Below are 16,761 nucleotides of genomic sequence, written 5' to 3'. Positions count from 1 at the left end.
GGTGGGCTCAGGCGCGCAGCTTGCTGCGCACCTGCCCGGCTGCCTTGAGGGGGGTCACCTTGCGCTGCTTCTCGTAGAGGAAGCGCAGCACCTGCTGGCGCAATTTGTGGTAGTGGGGGTCATCCGCCAGGGCGACCCTGTCCCTGGGCCTTGGCAGGTCCACGGTCAGGATCTCCCCCACGGTGGCGCTGGGGCCGTTGGTCATCATGACGATGCGATCGGAGAGCAGCACCGCCTCGTCCACGTCGTGGGTGATCATGATGACGGTGTTGCCAAGCTCCGTCTGGATCGCCATCAGGGCATCCTGCAGATGGGCCCGGGTCAGGGCATCGAGGGCGCCGAACGGCTCGTCCATCAGCAACACCTTGGGGGAGAGTGACAGGGCCCGGGCTATGCCGACCCGCTGCTTCATGCCCCCCGACAGCTCGTGGGGCATCTTCTGGCTGGCGTGATCCATCTGCACCAGGGAGAGGTAGTAGTCCACCCGCTCCGCCACCGCCCGCTTGTCAGACTCCACCTGGGCCACCGCCAGCGCCACGTTCTGCTGGACGCTGAGCCAGGGCAGCAGGGCGTGGTTCTGGAACACCATGGCCCGCTCGGGCCCGGGGCCCGCTACCTCGCGGCCATCGAGAATGATGCCCCCCAGGGTCGGCTCCAGCAGCCCGGCCACCAGGTTGAGTACCGTGCTCTTGCCGCAGCCCGAGTGACCGATGAGAGAGACGAACTCCCCCTTCTCGATGCGCAGGTTGACCCGGCTCAAGGCCTCGAAGCGCCCCTGCTCCGTCTCGAACGAGATGCCGAGGTCGCTTATCTCCAGATAACTCTTCATTGGCTCTTCTCCTGCCTGAATAGGAATGTGGTTAACGCAGCACCTGGCGCTTGTCCTGAAGCAGAACCACTGCTGCAGGGCCTGTGCTGCCTCGGTTTCCCGTGGGCGTTCCTAGCGCAATACCTGGCGCTTGTCCCAGGACAGCCACTGCTGCAGGACCAGCATGCCCCTGTCCAGGGCACAGCCGATGAGGCCTATGGTGATCACCGCCACCATGATGCGGGCCAGGGAGGACGAACCGCCGCTCTGGAACTCGTCCCACACGAACTTGCCGAGCCCCGGGTTCTGGGCAAGCATCTCCGCCGCGATCAGCACCATCCAGGCCACCCCCAGCGACAGGCGCAGCCCGGTGAAGATCATGGGCAGGGCGCCGGGCAGCACGATGCGCCGCACATGGGTCAGGAACGACAGGCGCAGCACCCGGCTGACGTTGTGCAGATCCCGGTCCAGCCCCGCCACCCCCACCGCCGTGTTGATCAGGGTCGGCCAGAGGGAGCAGAGGGTCACCGTCAGGGCCGAGGTGAGGAAGGACTTGGCAAGCCAGGGCGCGGGACTGGCGTAGAGGGCGCTCACCACTAGCGTGATGAGGGGCAGCCAGGCCAGGGGGGAGACCGGCTTGAGCAGCTGGATCACCGGGTTGGCGGCGCGATAGAGCCCCTGGTTCATGCCGAGCAGCACCCCGCACGGGATGGCGATCAGGGTCGCGAGGCCAAAGCCGCACAGCACGGTGAGCAGGCTGGTGGCTATCTGATCGAAGAAGGTGGGGCGCCCTGTGTAGGGGCGCAGCTTCACCTCGGCCGCCGGATCCTCCGCCAGCCTTGCCGCATTGCGCGCCTGCTGGCGCTCGAGAAAGGCCGCCGCCTTCTCCCGCTCCTGCAGATGCTCCTGCCCGAGGGACCAGAGCTGGCTGGCGGTGGCCAGCGGTCCGGGCAGGGTGCCCAGACTGGTCTGCACCTGGCTCGCCCCCCATTGCCAGAGGCCGAGGAACAGCAGCACGCCGAGCAGGGGCTGCACCATGACTTTCCAGTTGACGGCTTTCAAATGGATGAGGGGCCACGTGTGTCGTTTCATTGCGCTCTCCTTGCTCATTGCACCCGCTCATCGCCCTTGAGGCCGATGGCGAACTGCTGCAGATAGGCGTTGGGGTGGCGGCCGTCATAGATGAGGCCGTCGATGAAGCCATCCTGGGGGCCGCGATAGCCCTGCTCGCTGGCAAAATCGGGGAAGTCGGTGGCCTTGAGCTTGCCCTCGGCGATGAGGGCCTCGGCGGCCTGGCGATAGACGCCCGGTTGATAGACCGCCTTGGCCACCTGCTCGAACCAGGCGTCCGGCTTGGCCTCGGGGATCTGGCCCCAGCGCCGCATCTGGGTCAGGTACCAGATGGCGTCCGAGTAGTAGGGATAGGTGGCGTGGTGGCGGAAGAAGACGTTGAAATCCGGCACCTGGCGCTTGTCCCCCTTGGCGTACTCGAAGGTGCCGGTCATGGAGCTCGCGATCACCGCCTCGTCGGCCCCCACGTACTCGGGTTTGGCCAGCATCCTGGCCGCCTCGCGCCGGTTGCCGTTCTGCTGTGCATCCAGCCACCAGGCCGCCCGCAGCAGCGCCTTCACCAGCCGGACATGGGTGTTGGGGTGGCGCTCGGCCCACTGCCGGGTGACGCCGAACACCTTCTCCGGGTTGTTGCGCCAGATCTCGTGATCCGTGATGACGGGCACCCCTATGCCCCTGGCGACCGCCTGCTGGTTCCAGGGCTCCCCCACGCTGTAGCCGGCGATGGTGCCCGCCTCCAGGGTGGCGGGCATCTGGGGCGGCGGTGTCACCGACAGCAGCACGTCCGCCTGACGCTGGCCCGAGTTGTCGCCGAGTGTGGGCGCATAGAAGCCGGGGTGCAGGCCGCCTGCGGCCAGCCAGTACCTGAGCTCGTAGTTGTGGGGGGAGACGGGGAACACCATCCCCATGTTGAAGGGCTTGCCCGCCTGGCGGTAATCCGCCACCACGGGCTTGAGGGCGGCGGCGCTCACCGGCGGCGGCACCTGGCCCGCCTGCGGTCTGGGCAGCTGGGGCGCCATGGCGGCCCAGACGCTGTTGGCCACCGTGATGGCGTTGCCGTTGAGATCCATGGCGAAGGCCGTCACCAGCTCGGCCTGGGTGCCAATGCCGATGTGGGCCGCCAGAGGCTGACCCGCCAGCATCTGGGCGCCGTCCAGCTCGCCGTCTATCACCCTGTCCAGCAATATCTTCCAGTTCGCCTGGGCCTCCAGGGTGACGTAGAGCCCCTCGTCCTCGAAATAGCCCCGCTCGTAGGCCACCGCCAGCGGCGCCATGTCGGTCAGCTTGATGAAGCCGAGCCTGAGCTCCTCCTGCTCCGGGGCTCCCAGTGCCAGCACCGGCAGCGACAGCGCCGCCAGCAGCAACCCCGCACATCCTTGTCGTCCGTTCATTCCAGTCCCTCGCTCGGTTCACTCTTCCCGGCGGCCACGTCACGCTCCTGGGGGTTGCAGCGCCACCTCGTTGCAGCGCTGCGACCCGAAAGGCGAGTCGCGACCAAAAAAAAGCCCCACCGATCCGGGATCGGTGGGGCTTCTTTGCCCTGTTGCGGAGGAATGGCCGGATGGCCCTTCCCTGTCCGCTGTCTCTTCACTTGCTATCGTGTATTCGGTTATTCACTTTCCGTGCCAGCTCTGCCAGAGCCCGCCAGACGGGCTTTCGCCCCTCCAATCCCGCCCTCGCCACCCCCAATTTGCCTCAATTAGGCGCAGTTGCACCAAAACGGTTGGCCACCGGGACGCTCAGGCGGGCAATGCCAGCAACAGCTGCCGCGCCAGCTCCCCCAGGCTCAGGTGGCGGCTCATGGCAGTGCTGCGCATCAGGCGATAGGCCTGCTCCTCGTCCAGCCCCTGATGGCGCATCAGCCGCCCCTTGGCCTGCTCGACGAGCCGCCTCTCTTCCAGCTTCTGGCGCAGCTCGCTCTCGGTCTGCATCAGGGTCTGCACCATGGCAAGCTGGCTGCGGGCCAGGCGCAGCCACTGCTCCACCGGCTCCCGCTCGCCGCAAGGGTGGGGCACCAATAGCACACCCTGCTGCAACAGGGCGAGCTGGGTGTCTCCCCCCAGCCGCTCGCAGAACAAGAGGCGCGGCAGGCCGGGCCAGAGGGAGAGGCCGAGGCGCACCTCGGCGCCGAACTGTCGGCAGCTGACGAGCAGGGCGTCCCCCTGCTCCATCGGGGTCAGCAACTGGCGGGTATCGAGGATCCTGGGCTGGTGCCCATACTGGCTGACCAGCAGGGCCAGCCGATTGGCCTGACCGGGATCATCGGCGTGGATCAGCAGGCGGGAAGCGGGGCCGTCCTGACCCCGGGTGGAAAGAGTAGTCATGGCGCTCCTTGCCAACGGCTATCGCAACTTGTCTGCTGCCAATGCCGCAACATGAAGGCCAACTCTTTGAATCTACCTCCTTTTTATCTATCAGGAGGTAGTGGGGGTAGAGGGTGGATCTCGGCTCAGGCGACCCTGTCCAGCGCCTCCGTCAGCAGACCTTGCAGCTCGGCGCGAAGGCGCACCACCTCCCCCACGATGATCAGCACCGGGCTCTGGCCGAGCAGGGCCAGCGCGGCCTGCGCCAGCCCGTCCAGCGTGGTCTCGTGCACCTGCTGGCGGGCGCTGCACCCGGCCACCACCAGGGCCACCGGCACATCCAGTGAGGCCCCCGCCGCCAGCAGTCCCTGCCGGATCTGGGCCGCCTGCTCCAGCCCCATGTAGAACACCAGGGTGTGGCCGGCCCGGGTCAGCCCCTGCCAGCCCTGATAGTCGCGCTCGTCCATCAGGTGGCCGGTGACCAGGGTCAGGGAGCGGGCCAGCCCCCTGTGGGTCAGGGGGATGAAGGTGCTGGCGGCGCACCCCAGGGCCGCCGTGATGCCGGGCACCAGCTCGGCGGCGATGCCGTGCCGGGCCAGGTGCAGCGCCTCCTCGCCGCCACGGCCGAACACCAGGGGATCCCCCCCCTTGAGGCGCACCACCCGCTTGCCGGTGCGGGCCAGGGCCAGCAGCAGGGCGTTGATCTCCTCCTGGGTCGGGCTCGGCTCGCCGCAGCGCTTACCCACGTCGAAGCGGGCCGCCCCCTGGGGAATGCGGGCCAGGATCTCGCTCCCCACCAGGCGGTCATAGACCACGACCTCTGCCGCCTCCAGACGGTGCAGGGCGCGCAGGGTCAACAATTCGAGGGGCCCGGGGCCCGCTCCCACCAGACTGATTTGGCTCATCTCAGACTCCTTGTGTCCTGGCACCGCACTAAGCGGATGCCAAGAAAACATGTTTGATCAACAGCTTGTCGATTTCGGGCAGACAGGTGCCGCAGTTGCTGCCACAGCCGAGCAGGGCCTGCAGCCCCGCCAGCTCGCTCACCCCCTGCCGGGTGATGGCATCGACGATGCGCTGCTCCGAGACCCGCAGGCAGGAGCAGACCAGCCGGCTCTCCCCGGCCAGGGCCTGGCTCAGTGTCTGGCTCAAGGCCCCCGCCTGGAGCGGCGTGCCGAGCAGACTGGCCAGCAGGTCGACCTTGATGTCCGGGCGCCGCTCCCCCACCAGCAGGATCCCCTCGATGCGATCCCCGGCCAGGGCCACGGCCAGCCAGCCCTCCTTCATGGGCAGCCTGAGCCAGTGCCCCTCTGCCCCCAGCCGTTGCCACAGGCGCTCTAGGCTCTCTGACCAGGAGGCCAGCAGGGTGCAGTTGCCCTCGGGCAGGGGGCGCCTGGCCCACCAGTCCACCCCCTCGCGCCAGTCATGGCGGCCGCACCAGAGCCCCTGCCAGCGGGTGGGCTGCGCCCTGGCCTGCACTCGCCCCTGCTTGAACATGGGCTGGCCCGAGAGGGGATCCACCACGGCGGCGATGAGGCGGTTGACCGCCCCCTGGCTGCACTGGCTGTCGGTCCAGTGCATGGGCAGGAAGGCCTCCCCCTCCCTGAGCCCCTCGTCCAGCCCGACCAGCAGCAGCGCCTCCCCGAGCGCGTTGCCAAGGCGCACCAGATCCCCCTCCCTGGCGCCGAGCGCCAGCAGGCTGGCGGCCCCCACCCGCACCCTGGGCCAGGGCTCGGCCTCCTGCAACCTGGGCACGTGACCGGTGCGGGTCATGGAGTGCCACTGATCCCGCAGCCGCCCGCTGTTGAGGAGCAGGGAGACAGCCCCTGCAAGCGGGGGCGTTTCTGGCTGCTCGGGGAAGCGCTGGGCCAGGGGCAGCAGGCGGGCCCGGCCATCCGGGGTGGCAAAGCGCCCGTCCTCGAACAGGCGATCACGCCCTTTGGGCCAGCGGGCATTGACGGGCCAGCGCAGGGGGGCCAGGGCCTCGAATTCGGCACGGGTGAGACCCGCCAGCCCCGAAATGTCGAACTGGCGGGATCCGTCGTTTTCAAACCCGGAGAGGGCGGCATGCTCGCAGAAGATCTCGTGCTCGTGCTCATAGGCGAACCCCTCGCCAAAGCCGAGCCGGCGGGCGAGCCGGGTCAGGGCCCACCAGTCGGGCCTGGCCTCCCCCGGCAGGGGCAGGAAGGCGCGCTGGCGGCTGATGGTGCGCTCGGAGTTGGTGACGGTGCCGCCCTTCTCCCCCCAGGCGGCGGCAGGCAACAGCAGGTGGGCGAGGCGCGCCGTGTCGGTGTTGGCCGTCACCTCGGAGACCACCAGCAGCTCGCAGCGGCTCAGGGCCTCACGCACCCGGTTGCCGTCCGGCAGGGAGACCGCCGGGTTGGTGCCGAGCACCCAGAGCGCGCGGATCTCCCCCCGATGCACCGCCTCGAACAGCTCGACCGCCTTGTGCCCCGGCCCGCGCACCATGGTCGGGCTCCCCCAGAAGCGCTGTACCCGATCGCACTCGGCCTCGCCAAAGCCCATGTGGGCAGCGAGCTGGGTCGCCAGGCCCCCCACCTCGCGCCCTCCCATGGCGTTCGGTTGCCCCGTCATGGAGAAGGGAGCCGCTCCCGGCTTGCCGATGCGACCGCACATCAGGTGGGCGTTGATGATGGCGTTGGCCTTGTCCACCCCCTGGTTGGACTGGTTGATCCCCTGGCAGAACAGGGTGACCGTCCTGGGGGTGCGGGCAAACAGCTGGTAGAAGCCGAGCAGATCGCTGCGGGAGAGACCGCAGCTGCGGGCCACCTCGTCCAGTTGCCAGGCGGGGTCGTCCAGCGCCGCCGCCAGCGCCTCGAAGCCGCTCACATGCTGCGCCACATAGGCCTTGTCCCAGCCGTCGCTGTCGAGGAGATAACGGCACAGGCCGTTCCAGAGCGTCACGTCGCTGCCGGGCTTGAGCGCCAGGTGCAGATCCCCCTGCTCCGCCGTCATGGTGCGGCGGGGATCCAGCACCACCAGCCTGAGCTCGGGGCGCCGCGCCCTGGCCTGCTGCAGGCGGCGAAACAGCACGGGATGGGTCCAGGCGGTGTTGGCGCCGGTCAGCACCACCAGATCGGCGAGCTCCAGATCCTCGTAGCAGGCGGGCACCAGATCCTCCCCGAAGGCGCGCTGGTGGGCCACCACGGCCGACGACATGCAGAGCCGGGAGTTGGTGTCCACATTGGCACTGCCGAGGTACCCCTTCATCAGCTTGTTGGCGACGTAGTAATCCTCGGTGGTGAGCTGACCCGACAGGTAGATGCCGATAGCCTCAGGCCCGGACTCTGCCATGATGGCGGCCAGGCGTTCCGCCAGGGTGTCCAGGGCCTCCTCCCAGCCGATGCGCTGCCCCATCCAGCGCGGATAGAGCAGGCGATCGGGAAAGGCCAGGCTCTCCAGCAGGCTGGCCCCCTTGACGCACAGGGCGCCGCCGTTGGCCGGATGCTGCTCATCCCCCTGCAACTGCCAGTTGTCGCCCTCCCGACTCAGCCGGATGCCGCACCCCACTCCGCAATAGGCACAGGTGGTCTTCATTCCCTTGCTCCTTGTCATGTGTCTGACGAGGGGCCCATAAAAAAGCGTCCGCCCCCCTGCGGGGACGGACGCCATTGTCCGGATGCCTCATCGTCTTGTATGGGAAAGTGACTGCAAACCCCGCGCCAGGATGCAAGGGGCGCCGCCATTGCGCGTCAGCGTGCCGGGCTGCGCCAGAGCGGTGCAGCCGCCCCCTTGTTGGGCCCGCTGGACGGGAATGCGCCCCGCACGCTGGGCAAGGAGCGCGCCGGGGGTATAATGCGCCGCCACACAGGAGAACGAGATGAAAGTGTCAGGTTACGGCGCCGCAGAGCGGGTCGATGCGCGGCCGGATGCGGCCCCCGAGTATTGCGCCATCGGGCTGGTCAACCCCAAGTCACCGGAGAACGTGGGGGCCGTAATGCGGGCCGCCGGCTGCTATGGGGCGGACGAGGTCTACTACACGGGGCAGCGCTTCGAGCTGGCGCGCCGCTTTGCCACCGACACCAAGCAGATGGTGGAGAAGATCCCCCTGCTCGGGGTCGAGGAGCTGCTGGCGTTCGTCCCCGAGGGCTGCACCCCTGTGCTGGTGGATCTGATAGAGGGGGCCACCCCCCTGCCGGATTACGTGCACCCCAGGAGAGCCTTCTACATCTTCGGCCCTGAGGATGGCACCCTGGAGCCCGCCCGCTTCGCGACGGTGAAGGAGGTCATCTATGTGCCGACTCAGGGTTGCATGAACCTGGCCGCCTCGGTCAACGTGATCCTCTACGACCGGCTGGCCAAGACGCTGAGATCGGGAGGCTGAGGGCAGAACAAGGAGGTGATCTACGTGACCACAGCACGGCTGCATGAACCTCGCCGCCTCGGTCAACGTGATCCTCTACGACCGACTGGCCAAGACGCAGAGATCGGGAGGCTGAGGGCAGAACAAGGAGGTGATCTACGTGACCACAGCACGGCTGCATGAACCTGGCCGCCTCGGTCAACATGATCCTCTACGACCGGCTGGCCAAGACGCTGAGATCGGGAGGCTGAGGATAGAATAAGGAGGTGATCTACGTGACCACAGCACGGCTGCATGAACCTCGCCGCCTCGGTCAACGTGATCCTCTACGACCGGCTGGCCAAGACGCTGAGATCGGGAGGCTGAGGGCAGAACAAGGAGGTGATCTACGTGACCACAGCACGGCTGCATGAACCTCGCCGCCTCGGTCAACGTAATCCTCTACGACCGGCTGGCCAAGACGCTGAGGGCGGAGGCTTGAGTAAGAGGGTGCGCTACGTGGCAAGCATGGCGCTAGGGTAACGGCTTGCGCGCCCTCGCCTCCTGCTCGCGGATAAAGTCCCGGAAGTAGTCGTAGAGCCGGTGTTTCCGATAGATCTGTGCCAGCTTCCCCTGCCTTGCCAGGGTGCGCATGCCGGGATCCCAGAGCCCGTGCAACTGCCTGCCCCGCTCGTTATCGGCGAAGATGGGGTAGGTCGGGATCCAGCGCAGGAAGACCTGGGCCAGTTCGGGAGGGAGGGAGCCCTTGGGATAGAGGACGCCGGCGGTCAGGTAGTAGCGGTAGCGCCCCTTGACCAGCAGTTGCAGCGCCATCTCATGGCTGTCTATCTCGTGCCAGCGCATGGGCACCGGGATGAATTTGTCGAAGGCCCAGCCCCGCAGCCAGAGCACCTCCTGCTCCTTCAGGCTGGCCTCCCCCGTCCACAGCGGCAACCAGCGCTTCTGCATCACCACGGTCACGTCGTCGGCCGAGTCCGGATAATCCGGCTGATGGACGCCGTCCACCTCCTCCCGATAGACCCCCATCGCCATGTCGCCCCCCTTCTGCACCACCGCCAGCGCCCGTTTATAGGGCACCAGGTGAGGCTGAACCACATAGCCTTCGGGCTCATAGATGGCGCGCACCAGGTCCAGGTAGATCCCGCTGCCATCCCTCTGGCAGAAGCCGGGCCAATCATCGCAGTAGACGTGCAGGGTGTCGGCCCGCAGGGGCCAGACGATCAGAAGGGAGCACAACAGGAGCAGACGAACCATGGGTTTCCTCGGTGGTATGGCCATCGGCGGTGCTCACCGCAGACGGCCCGTTCAGGCTTACAGATAGCATAGAAAACTGCCGTGCCAACCGACATTTTCCTGATTTTGCGAGCGGGTCGAGGGTTATTGCCGCCCCCTCAGGTATCATGAGAAACAAGATTCATTAGTAGCCCAACCAGAGGGGAGTTTCTCATGCCAACCATCAAATCCCTGCTCTGCCCCGTCGACTTCTCCGACATGTCCAGGGCCGTGCTCGACTACGCCGTCTTCATGGCCAATACACACCAGGCCGAGCTCAAGCTGGTCCACGTGGTGGATCAACTGCACGGCTTCGACAGCTACAAGATCCTGCACATGACCGCCATCGAGATCACCCACGAGATGGAGCGCCAGGCCAAGAACCAGCTGAAAGAGCTGGTGGCGCTGCTGCCCATCCCGGCCAAGTTCGAGGTGCGCTTCGGCCGCGCCGCCGACGAGATCGTCCTCCAGGCGAAGGAGGACAAGGTGGATCTGGTGGTCATGGGCAGCCACGGCCGCTCCGGCATCAGCCATCTGCTGGTGGGCAGCGTGGCCGAATCCGTGGTGCGCCACGCCCCCTGCCCGGTGCTGGTGGTGCGCAAATAATCACCGCCTGATGCGCGAAGGCCAGCACGAGCTGGCCTTTTTGCCATCTGCGCCTTCTCAACCGTGGGCATAGATGACGCTGCCCCCCTTGATGGTGTCGATGATGGCCCTGGACTGCTCCCGCGGCAGGGCGGGGCAACCCCAGCTTCTGCCCAGCTTGTCAAATTTTCGCAGATGTTTCGGGCTCGCATAATCCGCCCCGTGCACCACGATGGCGCGCTTGCGGGCATTGCTGTTCTTGCCTGGGCTGAGCCCGTCGAGGCGCAGGGAGTAGCCGTGCTTGCCCTGATAGGTTTCGGCGGTGCGATAGACCCCGAGGGAGCTCTGCCGGGAATTCATCTGGTTGGAGAACTGGCGGGCGGCCAGCTCCCCGGAGTTGCGGCCGTGGCTCACCCAGGTGTGGTAGAGCAGCTTGTGGCGCTTGACGTCGATGACGAACAGCCGGCGCATGGTCGAGGGCTTGCTGTAGTCGATGATGGTGAGGATGGGCTTGCGCTTGTGGCGCACCTTCTGGTAACCGTCCAGAGCCTGGCGAAATACCTGCTTGTCGAGCTTGCCCGCCAGGCCCAGCTGGCGATAGAGATCCTGATCCCAGCTGGCGTGACTGGCTCCGCTGAACCAGAGCGCTCCTATCAGCAGTGGCAGGCTCAGCCAGAGTCGGCCGCACCACGCCCTCCAATCCTGTCCCTTCATCCTTGAAGTCGCTCCCCTTGCTGTCGGTGACCTGACGCCCCGAGTGACACCGCATCCTGCAGGATAGTTATATGCAAGCCCTTGATTGCGAGCAATAAAAAACCACAAAAATGCCGACCCGAGTCGGCATTGCATGGATTGTTGCGCACACCAGCCTCAGGCACGGCTGAGATAGTCCGCCTGCCCCACCCACTTGTAGCTGGTGAGCTCGGTCAGCCCCATGGGGCCGCGGGCGTGCAGCATCTGGGTCGAGACCGCCACCTCGGCCCCGAGGCCGAACTGGCCGCCGTCGGTGAAGCGGGTGGAGGCGTTGACATAGACCGCCGCCGAACCGGCGCCGTTGACGAAGTGCTCGGCGTTGGCGAGGGAGTTGGTCAGGATGGCATCGGAGTGGCCGGCGTTGTGCTCGCGCATATGGGCCAGCGCCTCGTTGACGTCGGCCACCAGCTTGACCCCCAGGGTCAGCCCCAGCCACTCGGTGTCGAAATCTTCCGGGCCCGCCTCGCACAGGTTGTCCCCGCCGGCCAGCAGCGCCATGGCATTGGGGGCCCCCACCAGGGTCACCTTGCGCTCATTCATGAGCGCCACCAGCTGCGGCAGGAAGGTGGCGGCCACCTTCTCGTGCACCAGCAGGGTGTCGAGGGCGTTGCAGGCGGAGGGGCGCTGCACCTTGGCGTTGTCGATGACCGCCAGGGAGCGCACCAGGTCGGCGCTCTCGTCCACGAAGATGTGGCTGATGCCGAAGCCGCCGATGATCACCGGGATGGAGCTGTTCTCCTTGCACATCTTGTGCAGGCCGGCGCCACCGCGGGGGATGATCATGTCCACGTAGCGGTCGAGGCGCAGCAGCTCGCCCACCAGAGCCCGGTCCGGGTTGTCGATGTATTGCACCGCCGCCTCGGGCAGGCCGGAGGCCGCCAGCGCATGCTGGATCACCCGCACCAGCTCCAGGTTGGAGTGGAAGGTCTCCCGGCCGCCGCGCAGTATGCTGGCGTTGCCGGTCTTGAGGCAGAGGCTGGCGATGTCGATGGTGACGTTGGGACGCGCCTCGTAGATGACGCCGATGACGCCGATGGGCACCCGGCGACGAGAGAGGCGCAGGCCGTTCTCCAGCACCCGGCTGTCGATCTCGGCGCCGACCGGATCGTCCAGGGTGATCACCTTGCGCACGTCCGCGACGATCCCGGCCAGACGCGCCGGGTTCAGCAGCAGGCGATCCAGCATGGCCTCCGTGAGCCCCGCCTCGCGCCCGGCGGCGATGTCCTTCTCGTTGGCCGCCAGGATCTGGGCACTGCGTGCCTCCAGCTCGTCGGCGATGGCCGCCAGCGCCCGGTTCTTCTGTGCCGTGCTGACGGTCGCCAGCTGATAGGCGGCCTCTCGGGCCGCCAGCCCCATTTTCTCCAGACTCATAGCCTTATCCCTTTTTCTTTCATTGGGACTGCTCATAGCAGCACCATATCGTCTCTGTGAATGGCCACGGCCCCGTAGCCGTACCCCAGCACCTGTTCGATCTGATCCGAGTGTACCCCGCGCAGTTTCTCCAGCTCGACGTGATCGTAGCGGCAGATGCCGCGCGCCAGCTCGCTCCCCTTGGGATCCAGGATGCGCACCACCTCGCCCCTGGCGAAGTCGCCCTTCACCGCCGTGATGCCCTTGGGCAGCAGGCTGGAGCCCTTCTCCTGCATGGCGGCCACGGCCCCCTGATCCACCTGCACCTCTCCGTGCGGAGGGGGGCCCGCCAGGATCCAGCTCTTGCGCCCTTCCAGCGGGGAGGCCAGGGCCGGGAACAGGGTCCCTACCCGCTCCCCTGCGGCGAGACGGCCGATCACTTCCGGGATCTGGCCGGTGGCGATCACCACGTCCACCCCGGCCCGGCGGGCCACGTCGGCCGCCTGCAGCTTGGTAGCCATGCCGCCAGTCCCGAGGCCACTGACGCTGTCGCCGGCGAGGGAACGCAGGGTGTCATCTATGGTCTGCACCTCTTCGATGAGCTGGGCATCCGGGTTGGTGCGCGGATCGGCGGTGAAGAGCCCCTTCTGATCGGTCAGCAGGATCAGCAGATCGGCGTCCGCCAGGATGGCGGCACGGGCGGAGAGGTTGTCATTGTCCCCCACCTTGATCTCGGCGGTGGCCACGGCGTCGTTCTCGTTGATGACGGGAATGATGCGGTGATCGAGCAGGGTACGCAGGGTATCGCGGGCATTGAGGTAGCGCTCCCTGTCTTCCAGATCGGCGCGGGTCAGCAGCATCTGGCCGATGTGCAGCCCGTAGAGATTGAACAGGTCCTGCCACACCCGGATGAGCTGGGTCTGGCCGACCGCCGCCAGCATCTGCTTGTTCGGCAGGGTAGGCGCCAGCGGAGGATGGCCTAGGTGTTCACGACCGGCGGCGATGGCCCCCGAGGTGACCAGGACGACACGGTGTCCGTGTCGATGCAAGGCGGCACACTGCCTGACCAGCTCCACCATGTGGGCACGGTTGAGCCGGGCAGATCCCCCGGTGAGCACGCTGGTGCCCAGTTTGACGACTATGGTTCTGTTTTCCATGGGAACGAAGGGTTAGAAAAGTAAGGAATCCCTTTATACCCACGGCCCTGTTGCCCTGCAAGGCAATTAAGCCTGCCGGGTTGCAAGGGCAAGAGAGAAGCGGCCCCGCGCCAGTCAGACAGGGGGCCGGGAGATCAGGCCGCCGTCACGCTCAGCTCGGCGGTCACCTGGTCGGCGGGTGACAGGGTGCACTCCAGCTGGGCCAGCTTGCCGCTGATGAGCTTGTAGAAGTGATGGAGAGTTCGCTCCACCTCGGCCTGGTGCTTCTTGGGCAGCGCTTTGTCGAGCCAGACCCCCTCCGCATTGTAGAAGCCGACCTGATAGTGGTAGCTGAAGTGGTGATCCTCCTGCTCCAGCACCAGCCACCAGCCCCAGAACTCCCGCTTGTCCGGCGCCGGCTTGGCGCTGACGCAGACGGACAGGCAGTCGAAGCGGTAGCGCCCCTCCTCGCACAGATCTTCACGCAAATAGGGGCCAATGGCCGCGAACTGCCGCAGCAATCGCTTGTAGGTCACTCTCTCTGACATGCTGAACCTCCCTGTTGAACAAGCCATACCATCACATGGTGATGTTACATTTTTAGTTTTATATCATGTACATAAGTGCTTTTTCAGCCAATCGACCGTCTCTTTCAGCGCCTCGTCATACACCTCGAGCAGCGGCTGCTTGTCAAACACCACCGCCTTGCCGTTGCGACTCGCAGCGGCCAATGCCCGGACATCCTGCTCGGGGCAGATGAAATCTTTCTTGTGACCGATGCTCAGGATGGGCACAGAGGTGCGGCTCCCCAGCAGCCCCTGGGTCTTGAGGGAGAAGACCTGGCACTTGGTGCGCAGCAGATCCCACTGGCCAGCATCGGCCCCCAGCCGGTTTGCCAGGCCGTCGCGCATCATGCGGGGGCAGCGGGCAAACAGCTCCTGGTTGGTGAACACCTGATTGATGCCGGCACCGATGCAGACCACGGTCCTGAGCTTGAAGGGCTCGACGAAGGCGAGGCGGGCCGCCACATTGCCGGCCAGGCGGAAACCCACCATGGCGATGCGCTGGTGATCGACCCAGGCCACCTCGGCGAGGTAGCCCAGCACCGCCTGGTGCAGGCGGCTGGTGTCCTGCACCAGCGGCCAGTGCTCGGCATAGCCGGTCCCCGGCATGTCCAGAGACAGCATGCCGATGCCGTGGGGCTCGAGGCACTTGAAGTAGAAGTTGAGAAAGTCGACCTGAAGGGAGTCGATGCCACCGCTGACGATGACCAGGGGCACCGGCTTGTCGGTGGTGGGCAGGTGCAGATAGCCCTGGATGGTCTTGCCCCGGAACGGGACCTGCAGCTCCTTGAGCGGCACCTTGAACAGGCGTCCGGCCTCGCGATAGGCCATGTTGCCGAGCAACTGGGCCTGATCCGCCAGCTCGTCGTGCTTGAGGTGGGGGTAGCTCGCGATGGAGTAGTAGCGCACCGCCTTGAGCAGATGCTTCAGGGCGCTGGCCGATTCCCCCTGGGCCACCAGCTCGCGCCCCCGGTTGAAGTAGCGACCGGCCAGCTGGCTCCACTCATAGACCCAGTTGCCGGGCACATAGCCCTTGATGGTATCCAGGTAGCGCTCGTGGCTGCGCTCCCCCTGCCCCATGGCGATCTGGGCCAGGGTCTGCTCCACCTCTACCGGATCCGCCCCCTGCCAGGCCCAGGTCGGCCGACGCAGCAGGCGATACCAGCGGGGGGAGAGGGCACCGTCGATAAAGCTCTCGGTCAGCGAGCCATCGTGCTCGTCAACCGGGCTGGAATTGGAGATTTCGGAGGTTTCCAATACCTTTTTGACCCGGGTGAACAGCTTTTCCGTCAGGTTGGTATCGTCGTTTGGTTCCAAGATGGTGGCTCTTCTGTCGCAAACAATGCTCCATCTTAACCACTTTTCAGGGCGGGCAGCCACACCTGAAACGCATCAGGCCCCAAAAGGGGCCCGAGTGGATCATTGATGCCTCAGGGAGCCAGACACGGCGACCGGTCGAGGCAAGGCAATGATCAGGCTTCGTCGCAGATAGGCTTGGCGAATTCCAGCGCCATGTCCCAGGGCTGTTCGATCCAGGTGTCCTGCGGGATGGCGACTTCGAAGTCATCCACCAGGGGCTCCCCCATGGGTTTGGCGAAGATGGTGATGAACCTGGCCTTGGGATAGAGCTCGCGGATCGCCTTGGCGGTACCGCCGGTGTCCACCAGATCGTCCACCACCAGCCAACCTTCGCCGTCACCGGCCGTGGTGGCCGCCTTGACGACCACCAGTTCACGCTGGTTGTCGTGGTCATAGCTGGAGATGCAGAGGGTTTCGACGTTGCGAATGCCAAGTTCGCGGGCCATCAGGGCCGCAGGCACCAGACCGCCGCGGCTGACGGCAATGATCCCTTTCCACTGGCTGACAGGCAGTTGACGACGGGCCAGACGGCGCGCTTCACGTTGCAGGTTATCCCACGACACATAAAACTTTTTTGGCATGCTATCGATCTCAACGAGTTATAAAGCAATCACTTAAGAGGCAAGGACCCCGGCAGACACAGGGGATCCGGTCAATTCTGGCGCTCCGTTTCCCGAATTTTGCTTGCACGTCTACCGCCTCAGGGCTGGCGCCTCGGTGGCAGACACGGATGCAGTGAACGCAGGGATTGGAGGTAGCTGGCGGCCATGTCGGGCAGGATCCCGCACTCGGGCCGGCTGTTGGGCCGGTATGATAGCACCCTTTATCGATAAAAAGAGTGGCAAACGTATGCGAAAAGCAGGAAAAGTCGGCCATCTCCCGCCGTTCAGGCTACACGGGGAACAGGTTTTCGCCAGCAGGGTGTCCATTCGAGCAGCTCATTTCCGAATGCCGGACAAAAAAATAGCAGGGGAGGATGGGGTCCTCACTCCTGCTGCTCTTGGGTTGCCTGTCAGCCTCAGCGGCGACTGGCGTAGGGATTCGGGTAGTTGAAGCCCTGGGTATAGAGGGATTGGGCAAACCAATAGGTTGAATTGCTGCCTGACATCATGAACTCCTGATTGCTTAACAAGTTACGTACCTTAATGCGGGTTCAAATCCCTGAACGGACACTCGGTTCCATGGAGGCGCACTTGCTTTGCTTCGGTTCCCTGGAGGCATTGATTGTCATCCTGAC

Annotated in this window: 15 protein-coding genes and 2 pseudogenes; 4 read left to right on the top strand and 13 right to left on the bottom strand. The window is 65.7% G+C overall.

From position 1 onward, the window contains the following. Positions 1 to 7 precede the first annotated feature (7 nt). From BN1132_RS17735 to BN1132_RS17710, 6 genes are all read right to left on the bottom strand, one after another. Positions 8 to 829 carry an ABC transporter ATP-binding protein gene (locus tag BN1132_RS17735; protein ID WP_042079143.1) on the bottom strand — a complete coding sequence of 274 codons (822 nt, stop codon included), beginning with the start codon at positions 827 to 829 and terminating at the stop codon, positions 8 to 10. A 111-nt stretch (positions 830 to 940) separates the two neighbouring features. Continuing rightward, positions 941 to 1,900, bottom strand: a complete 960-nt coding sequence (locus tag BN1132_RS17730; RefSeq protein ID WP_042079142.1) for an ABC transporter permease — start codon at positions 1,898 to 1,900, stop codon at positions 941 to 943. A 14-nt stretch (positions 1,901 to 1,914) separates the two neighbouring features. After that, entirely contained in the window at positions 1,915 to 3,270 is a 1,356-nt protein-coding gene (locus tag BN1132_RS17725; RefSeq protein ID WP_042079141.1) for a CmpA/NrtA family ABC transporter substrate-binding protein, read from the bottom strand. 348 nt (positions 3,271 to 3,618) lie between these two features. After that, positions 3,619 to 4,203, bottom strand: a complete 585-nt coding sequence (locus tag BN1132_RS17720; protein ID WP_042079140.1) for an ANTAR domain-containing response regulator — start codon at positions 4,201 to 4,203, stop codon at positions 3,619 to 3,621. Between the two features lie 125 nt (positions 4,204 to 4,328). Beyond that, positions 4,329 to 5,087, bottom strand: coding sequence for a uroporphyrinogen-III C-methyltransferase (cobA, locus tag BN1132_RS17715; RefSeq protein WP_042079139.1), 759 nt, complete (start codon positions 5,085 to 5,087; stop codon positions 4,329 to 4,331). A 28-nt stretch (positions 5,088 to 5,115) separates the two neighbouring features. Beyond that, positions 5,116 to 7,740 carry a nitrate reductase gene (locus BN1132_RS17710; RefSeq protein WP_042079138.1) on the bottom strand — a complete coding sequence of 875 codons (2,625 nt, stop codon included), beginning with the start codon at positions 7,738 to 7,740 and terminating at the stop codon, positions 5,116 to 5,118. Between the two features lie 283 nt (positions 7,741 to 8,023). Here BN1132_RS17710 and BN1132_RS17705 point away from each other — a divergent pair, with 283 nt between their 5' ends. The 3 genes and pseudogenes from BN1132_RS17705 to BN1132_RS20315 form a co-directional block, all read left to right on the top strand. Next, positions 8,024 to 8,527, top strand: a complete 504-nt coding sequence (locus BN1132_RS17705) for an RNA methyltransferase (protein WP_042079137.1) — start codon at positions 8,024 to 8,026, stop codon at positions 8,525 to 8,527. A 239-nt stretch (positions 8,528 to 8,766) separates the two neighbouring features. Then, a pseudogene (locus BN1132_RS20320) lies at positions 8,767 to 8,872 on the top strand (TrmH family RNA methyltransferase); the annotation flags it as partial. Between the two features lie 9 nt (positions 8,873 to 8,881). Beyond that, positions 8,882 to 8,987: pseudogene (locus BN1132_RS20315) on the top strand (TrmH family RNA methyltransferase); the annotation flags it as partial. A gap of 32 nt (positions 8,988 to 9,019) precedes the next feature. On the opposite strand, the gene BN1132_RS17700 reads toward BN1132_RS20315, so the two are convergent. Then, the gene (locus BN1132_RS17700) at positions 9,020 to 9,760 is read right to left on the bottom strand and encodes a type 2 periplasmic-binding domain-containing protein (protein WP_042079135.1); all 741 of its coding nucleotides are present in this window, start codon (positions 9,758 to 9,760) and stop codon (positions 9,020 to 9,022) included. 192 nt (positions 9,761 to 9,952) lie between these two features. Here BN1132_RS17700 and BN1132_RS17695 point away from each other — a divergent pair, with 192 nt between their 5' ends. Beyond that, the gene (locus tag BN1132_RS17695) at positions 9,953 to 10,384 is read left to right on the top strand and encodes a universal stress protein (protein ID WP_042079134.1); all 432 of its coding nucleotides are present in this window, start codon (positions 9,953 to 9,955) and stop codon (positions 10,382 to 10,384) included. A gap of 57 nt (positions 10,385 to 10,441) precedes the next feature. Here the strand turns inward: BN1132_RS17695 and BN1132_RS17690 are convergent, their stop codons facing one another. From BN1132_RS17690 to gpt, 6 genes are all read right to left on the bottom strand, one after another. Then, positions 10,442 to 11,077, bottom strand: coding sequence for a murein L,D-transpeptidase catalytic domain family protein (locus BN1132_RS17690; protein WP_042079133.1), 636 nt, complete (start codon positions 11,075 to 11,077; stop codon positions 10,442 to 10,444). A 156-nt stretch (positions 11,078 to 11,233) separates the two neighbouring features. Next, positions 11,234 to 12,487, bottom strand: a complete 1,254-nt coding sequence (locus BN1132_RS17685) for a glutamate-5-semialdehyde dehydrogenase (protein WP_042079132.1) — start codon at positions 12,485 to 12,487, stop codon at positions 11,234 to 11,236. Positions 12,488 to 12,519: 32 nt separating this feature from the next. After that, entirely contained in the window at positions 12,520 to 13,623 is a 1,104-nt protein-coding gene (proB, locus tag BN1132_RS17680; protein WP_042079131.1) for a glutamate 5-kinase, read from the bottom strand. Positions 13,624 to 13,757: 134 nt separating this feature from the next. Beyond that, positions 13,758 to 14,150: a sigma factor-binding protein Crl gene (gene crl, locus BN1132_RS17675; RefSeq protein WP_042079130.1), complete on the bottom strand. Its 393-nt coding sequence runs from the start codon at positions 14,148 to 14,150 to the stop codon at positions 13,758 to 13,760. 63 nt (positions 14,151 to 14,213) lie between these two features. Continuing rightward, the gene (gene frsA / locus BN1132_RS17670; protein ID WP_042079129.1) at positions 14,214 to 15,482 is read right to left on the bottom strand and encodes an esterase FrsA; all 1,269 of its coding nucleotides are present in this window, start codon (positions 15,480 to 15,482) and stop codon (positions 14,214 to 14,216) included. A gap of 155 nt (positions 15,483 to 15,637) precedes the next feature. After that, positions 15,638 to 16,105, bottom strand: coding sequence for a xanthine phosphoribosyltransferase (gpt, locus tag BN1132_RS17665; RefSeq protein ID WP_042079128.1), 468 nt, complete (start codon positions 16,103 to 16,105; stop codon positions 15,638 to 15,640). Positions 16,106 to 16,761: the final 656 nt, after the last annotated feature.

It is taken from the genome of Aeromonas sanarellii (assembly GCF_000820085.1).
In the GTDB taxonomy this organism is placed as follows: domain Bacteria; phylum Pseudomonadota; class Gammaproteobacteria; order Enterobacterales; family Aeromonadaceae; genus Aeromonas; species Aeromonas sanarellii.
The sequence above is the reverse complement of the archived record's forward strand: the minus strand, read 5'-3'. Positions and strand labels throughout refer to the sequence as shown.

What these genes read in the sequence shown, in the direction of transcription:
- BN1132_RS17735 (WP_042079143.1), bottom strand. Translation starts at nt 829, where the DNA reads ATGAAGAGTTATCTGGAGATAAGCGACCTCGGCATCTCGTTCGAGACG.
- BN1132_RS17730 (WP_042079142.1), bottom strand. Translation starts at nt 1,900, where the DNA reads ATGAAACGACACACGTGGCCCCTCATCCATTTGAAAGCCGTCAACTGG.
- BN1132_RS17725 (WP_042079141.1), bottom strand. Translation starts at nt 3,270, where the DNA reads ATGAACGGACGACAAGGATGTGCGGGGTTGCTGCTGGCGGCGCTGTCG.
- BN1132_RS17720 (WP_042079140.1), bottom strand. Translation starts at nt 4,203, where the DNA reads ATGACTACTCTTTCCACCCGGGGTCAGGACGGCCCCGCTTCCCGCCTG.
- cobA (WP_042079139.1), bottom strand. Translation starts at nt 5,087, where the DNA reads ATGAGCCAAATCAGTCTGGTGGGAGCGGGCCCCGGGCCCCTCGAATTG.
- BN1132_RS17710 (WP_042079138.1), bottom strand. Translation starts at nt 7,740, where the DNA reads ATGAAGACCACCTGTGCCTATTGCGGAGTGGGGTGCGGCATCCGGCTG.
- BN1132_RS17705 (WP_042079137.1), top strand. Translation starts at nt 8,024, where the DNA reads ATGAAAGTGTCAGGTTACGGCGCCGCAGAGCGGGTCGATGCGCGGCCG.
- BN1132_RS17700 (WP_042079135.1), bottom strand. Translation starts at nt 9,760, where the DNA reads ATGGTTCGTCTGCTCCTGTTGTGCTCCCTTCTGATCGTCTGGCCCCTG.
- BN1132_RS17695 (WP_042079134.1), top strand. Translation starts at nt 9,953, where the DNA reads ATGCCAACCATCAAATCCCTGCTCTGCCCCGTCGACTTCTCCGACATG.
- BN1132_RS17690 (WP_042079133.1), bottom strand. Translation starts at nt 11,077, where the DNA reads ATGAAGGGACAGGATTGGAGGGCGTGGTGCGGCCGACTCTGGCTGAGC.
- BN1132_RS17685 (WP_042079132.1), bottom strand. Translation starts at nt 12,487, where the DNA reads ATGAGTCTGGAGAAAATGGGGCTGGCGGCCCGAGAGGCCGCCTATCAG.
- proB (WP_042079131.1), bottom strand. Translation starts at nt 13,623, where the DNA reads ATGGAAAACAGAACCATAGTCGTCAAACTGGGCACCAGCGTGCTCACC.
- crl (WP_042079130.1), bottom strand. Translation starts at nt 14,150, where the DNA reads ATGTCAGAGAGAGTGACCTACAAGCGATTGCTGCGGCAGTTCGCGGCC.
- gpt (WP_042079128.1), bottom strand. Translation starts at nt 16,105, where the DNA reads ATGCCAAAAAAGTTTTATGTGTCGTGGGATAACCTGCAACGTGAAGCG.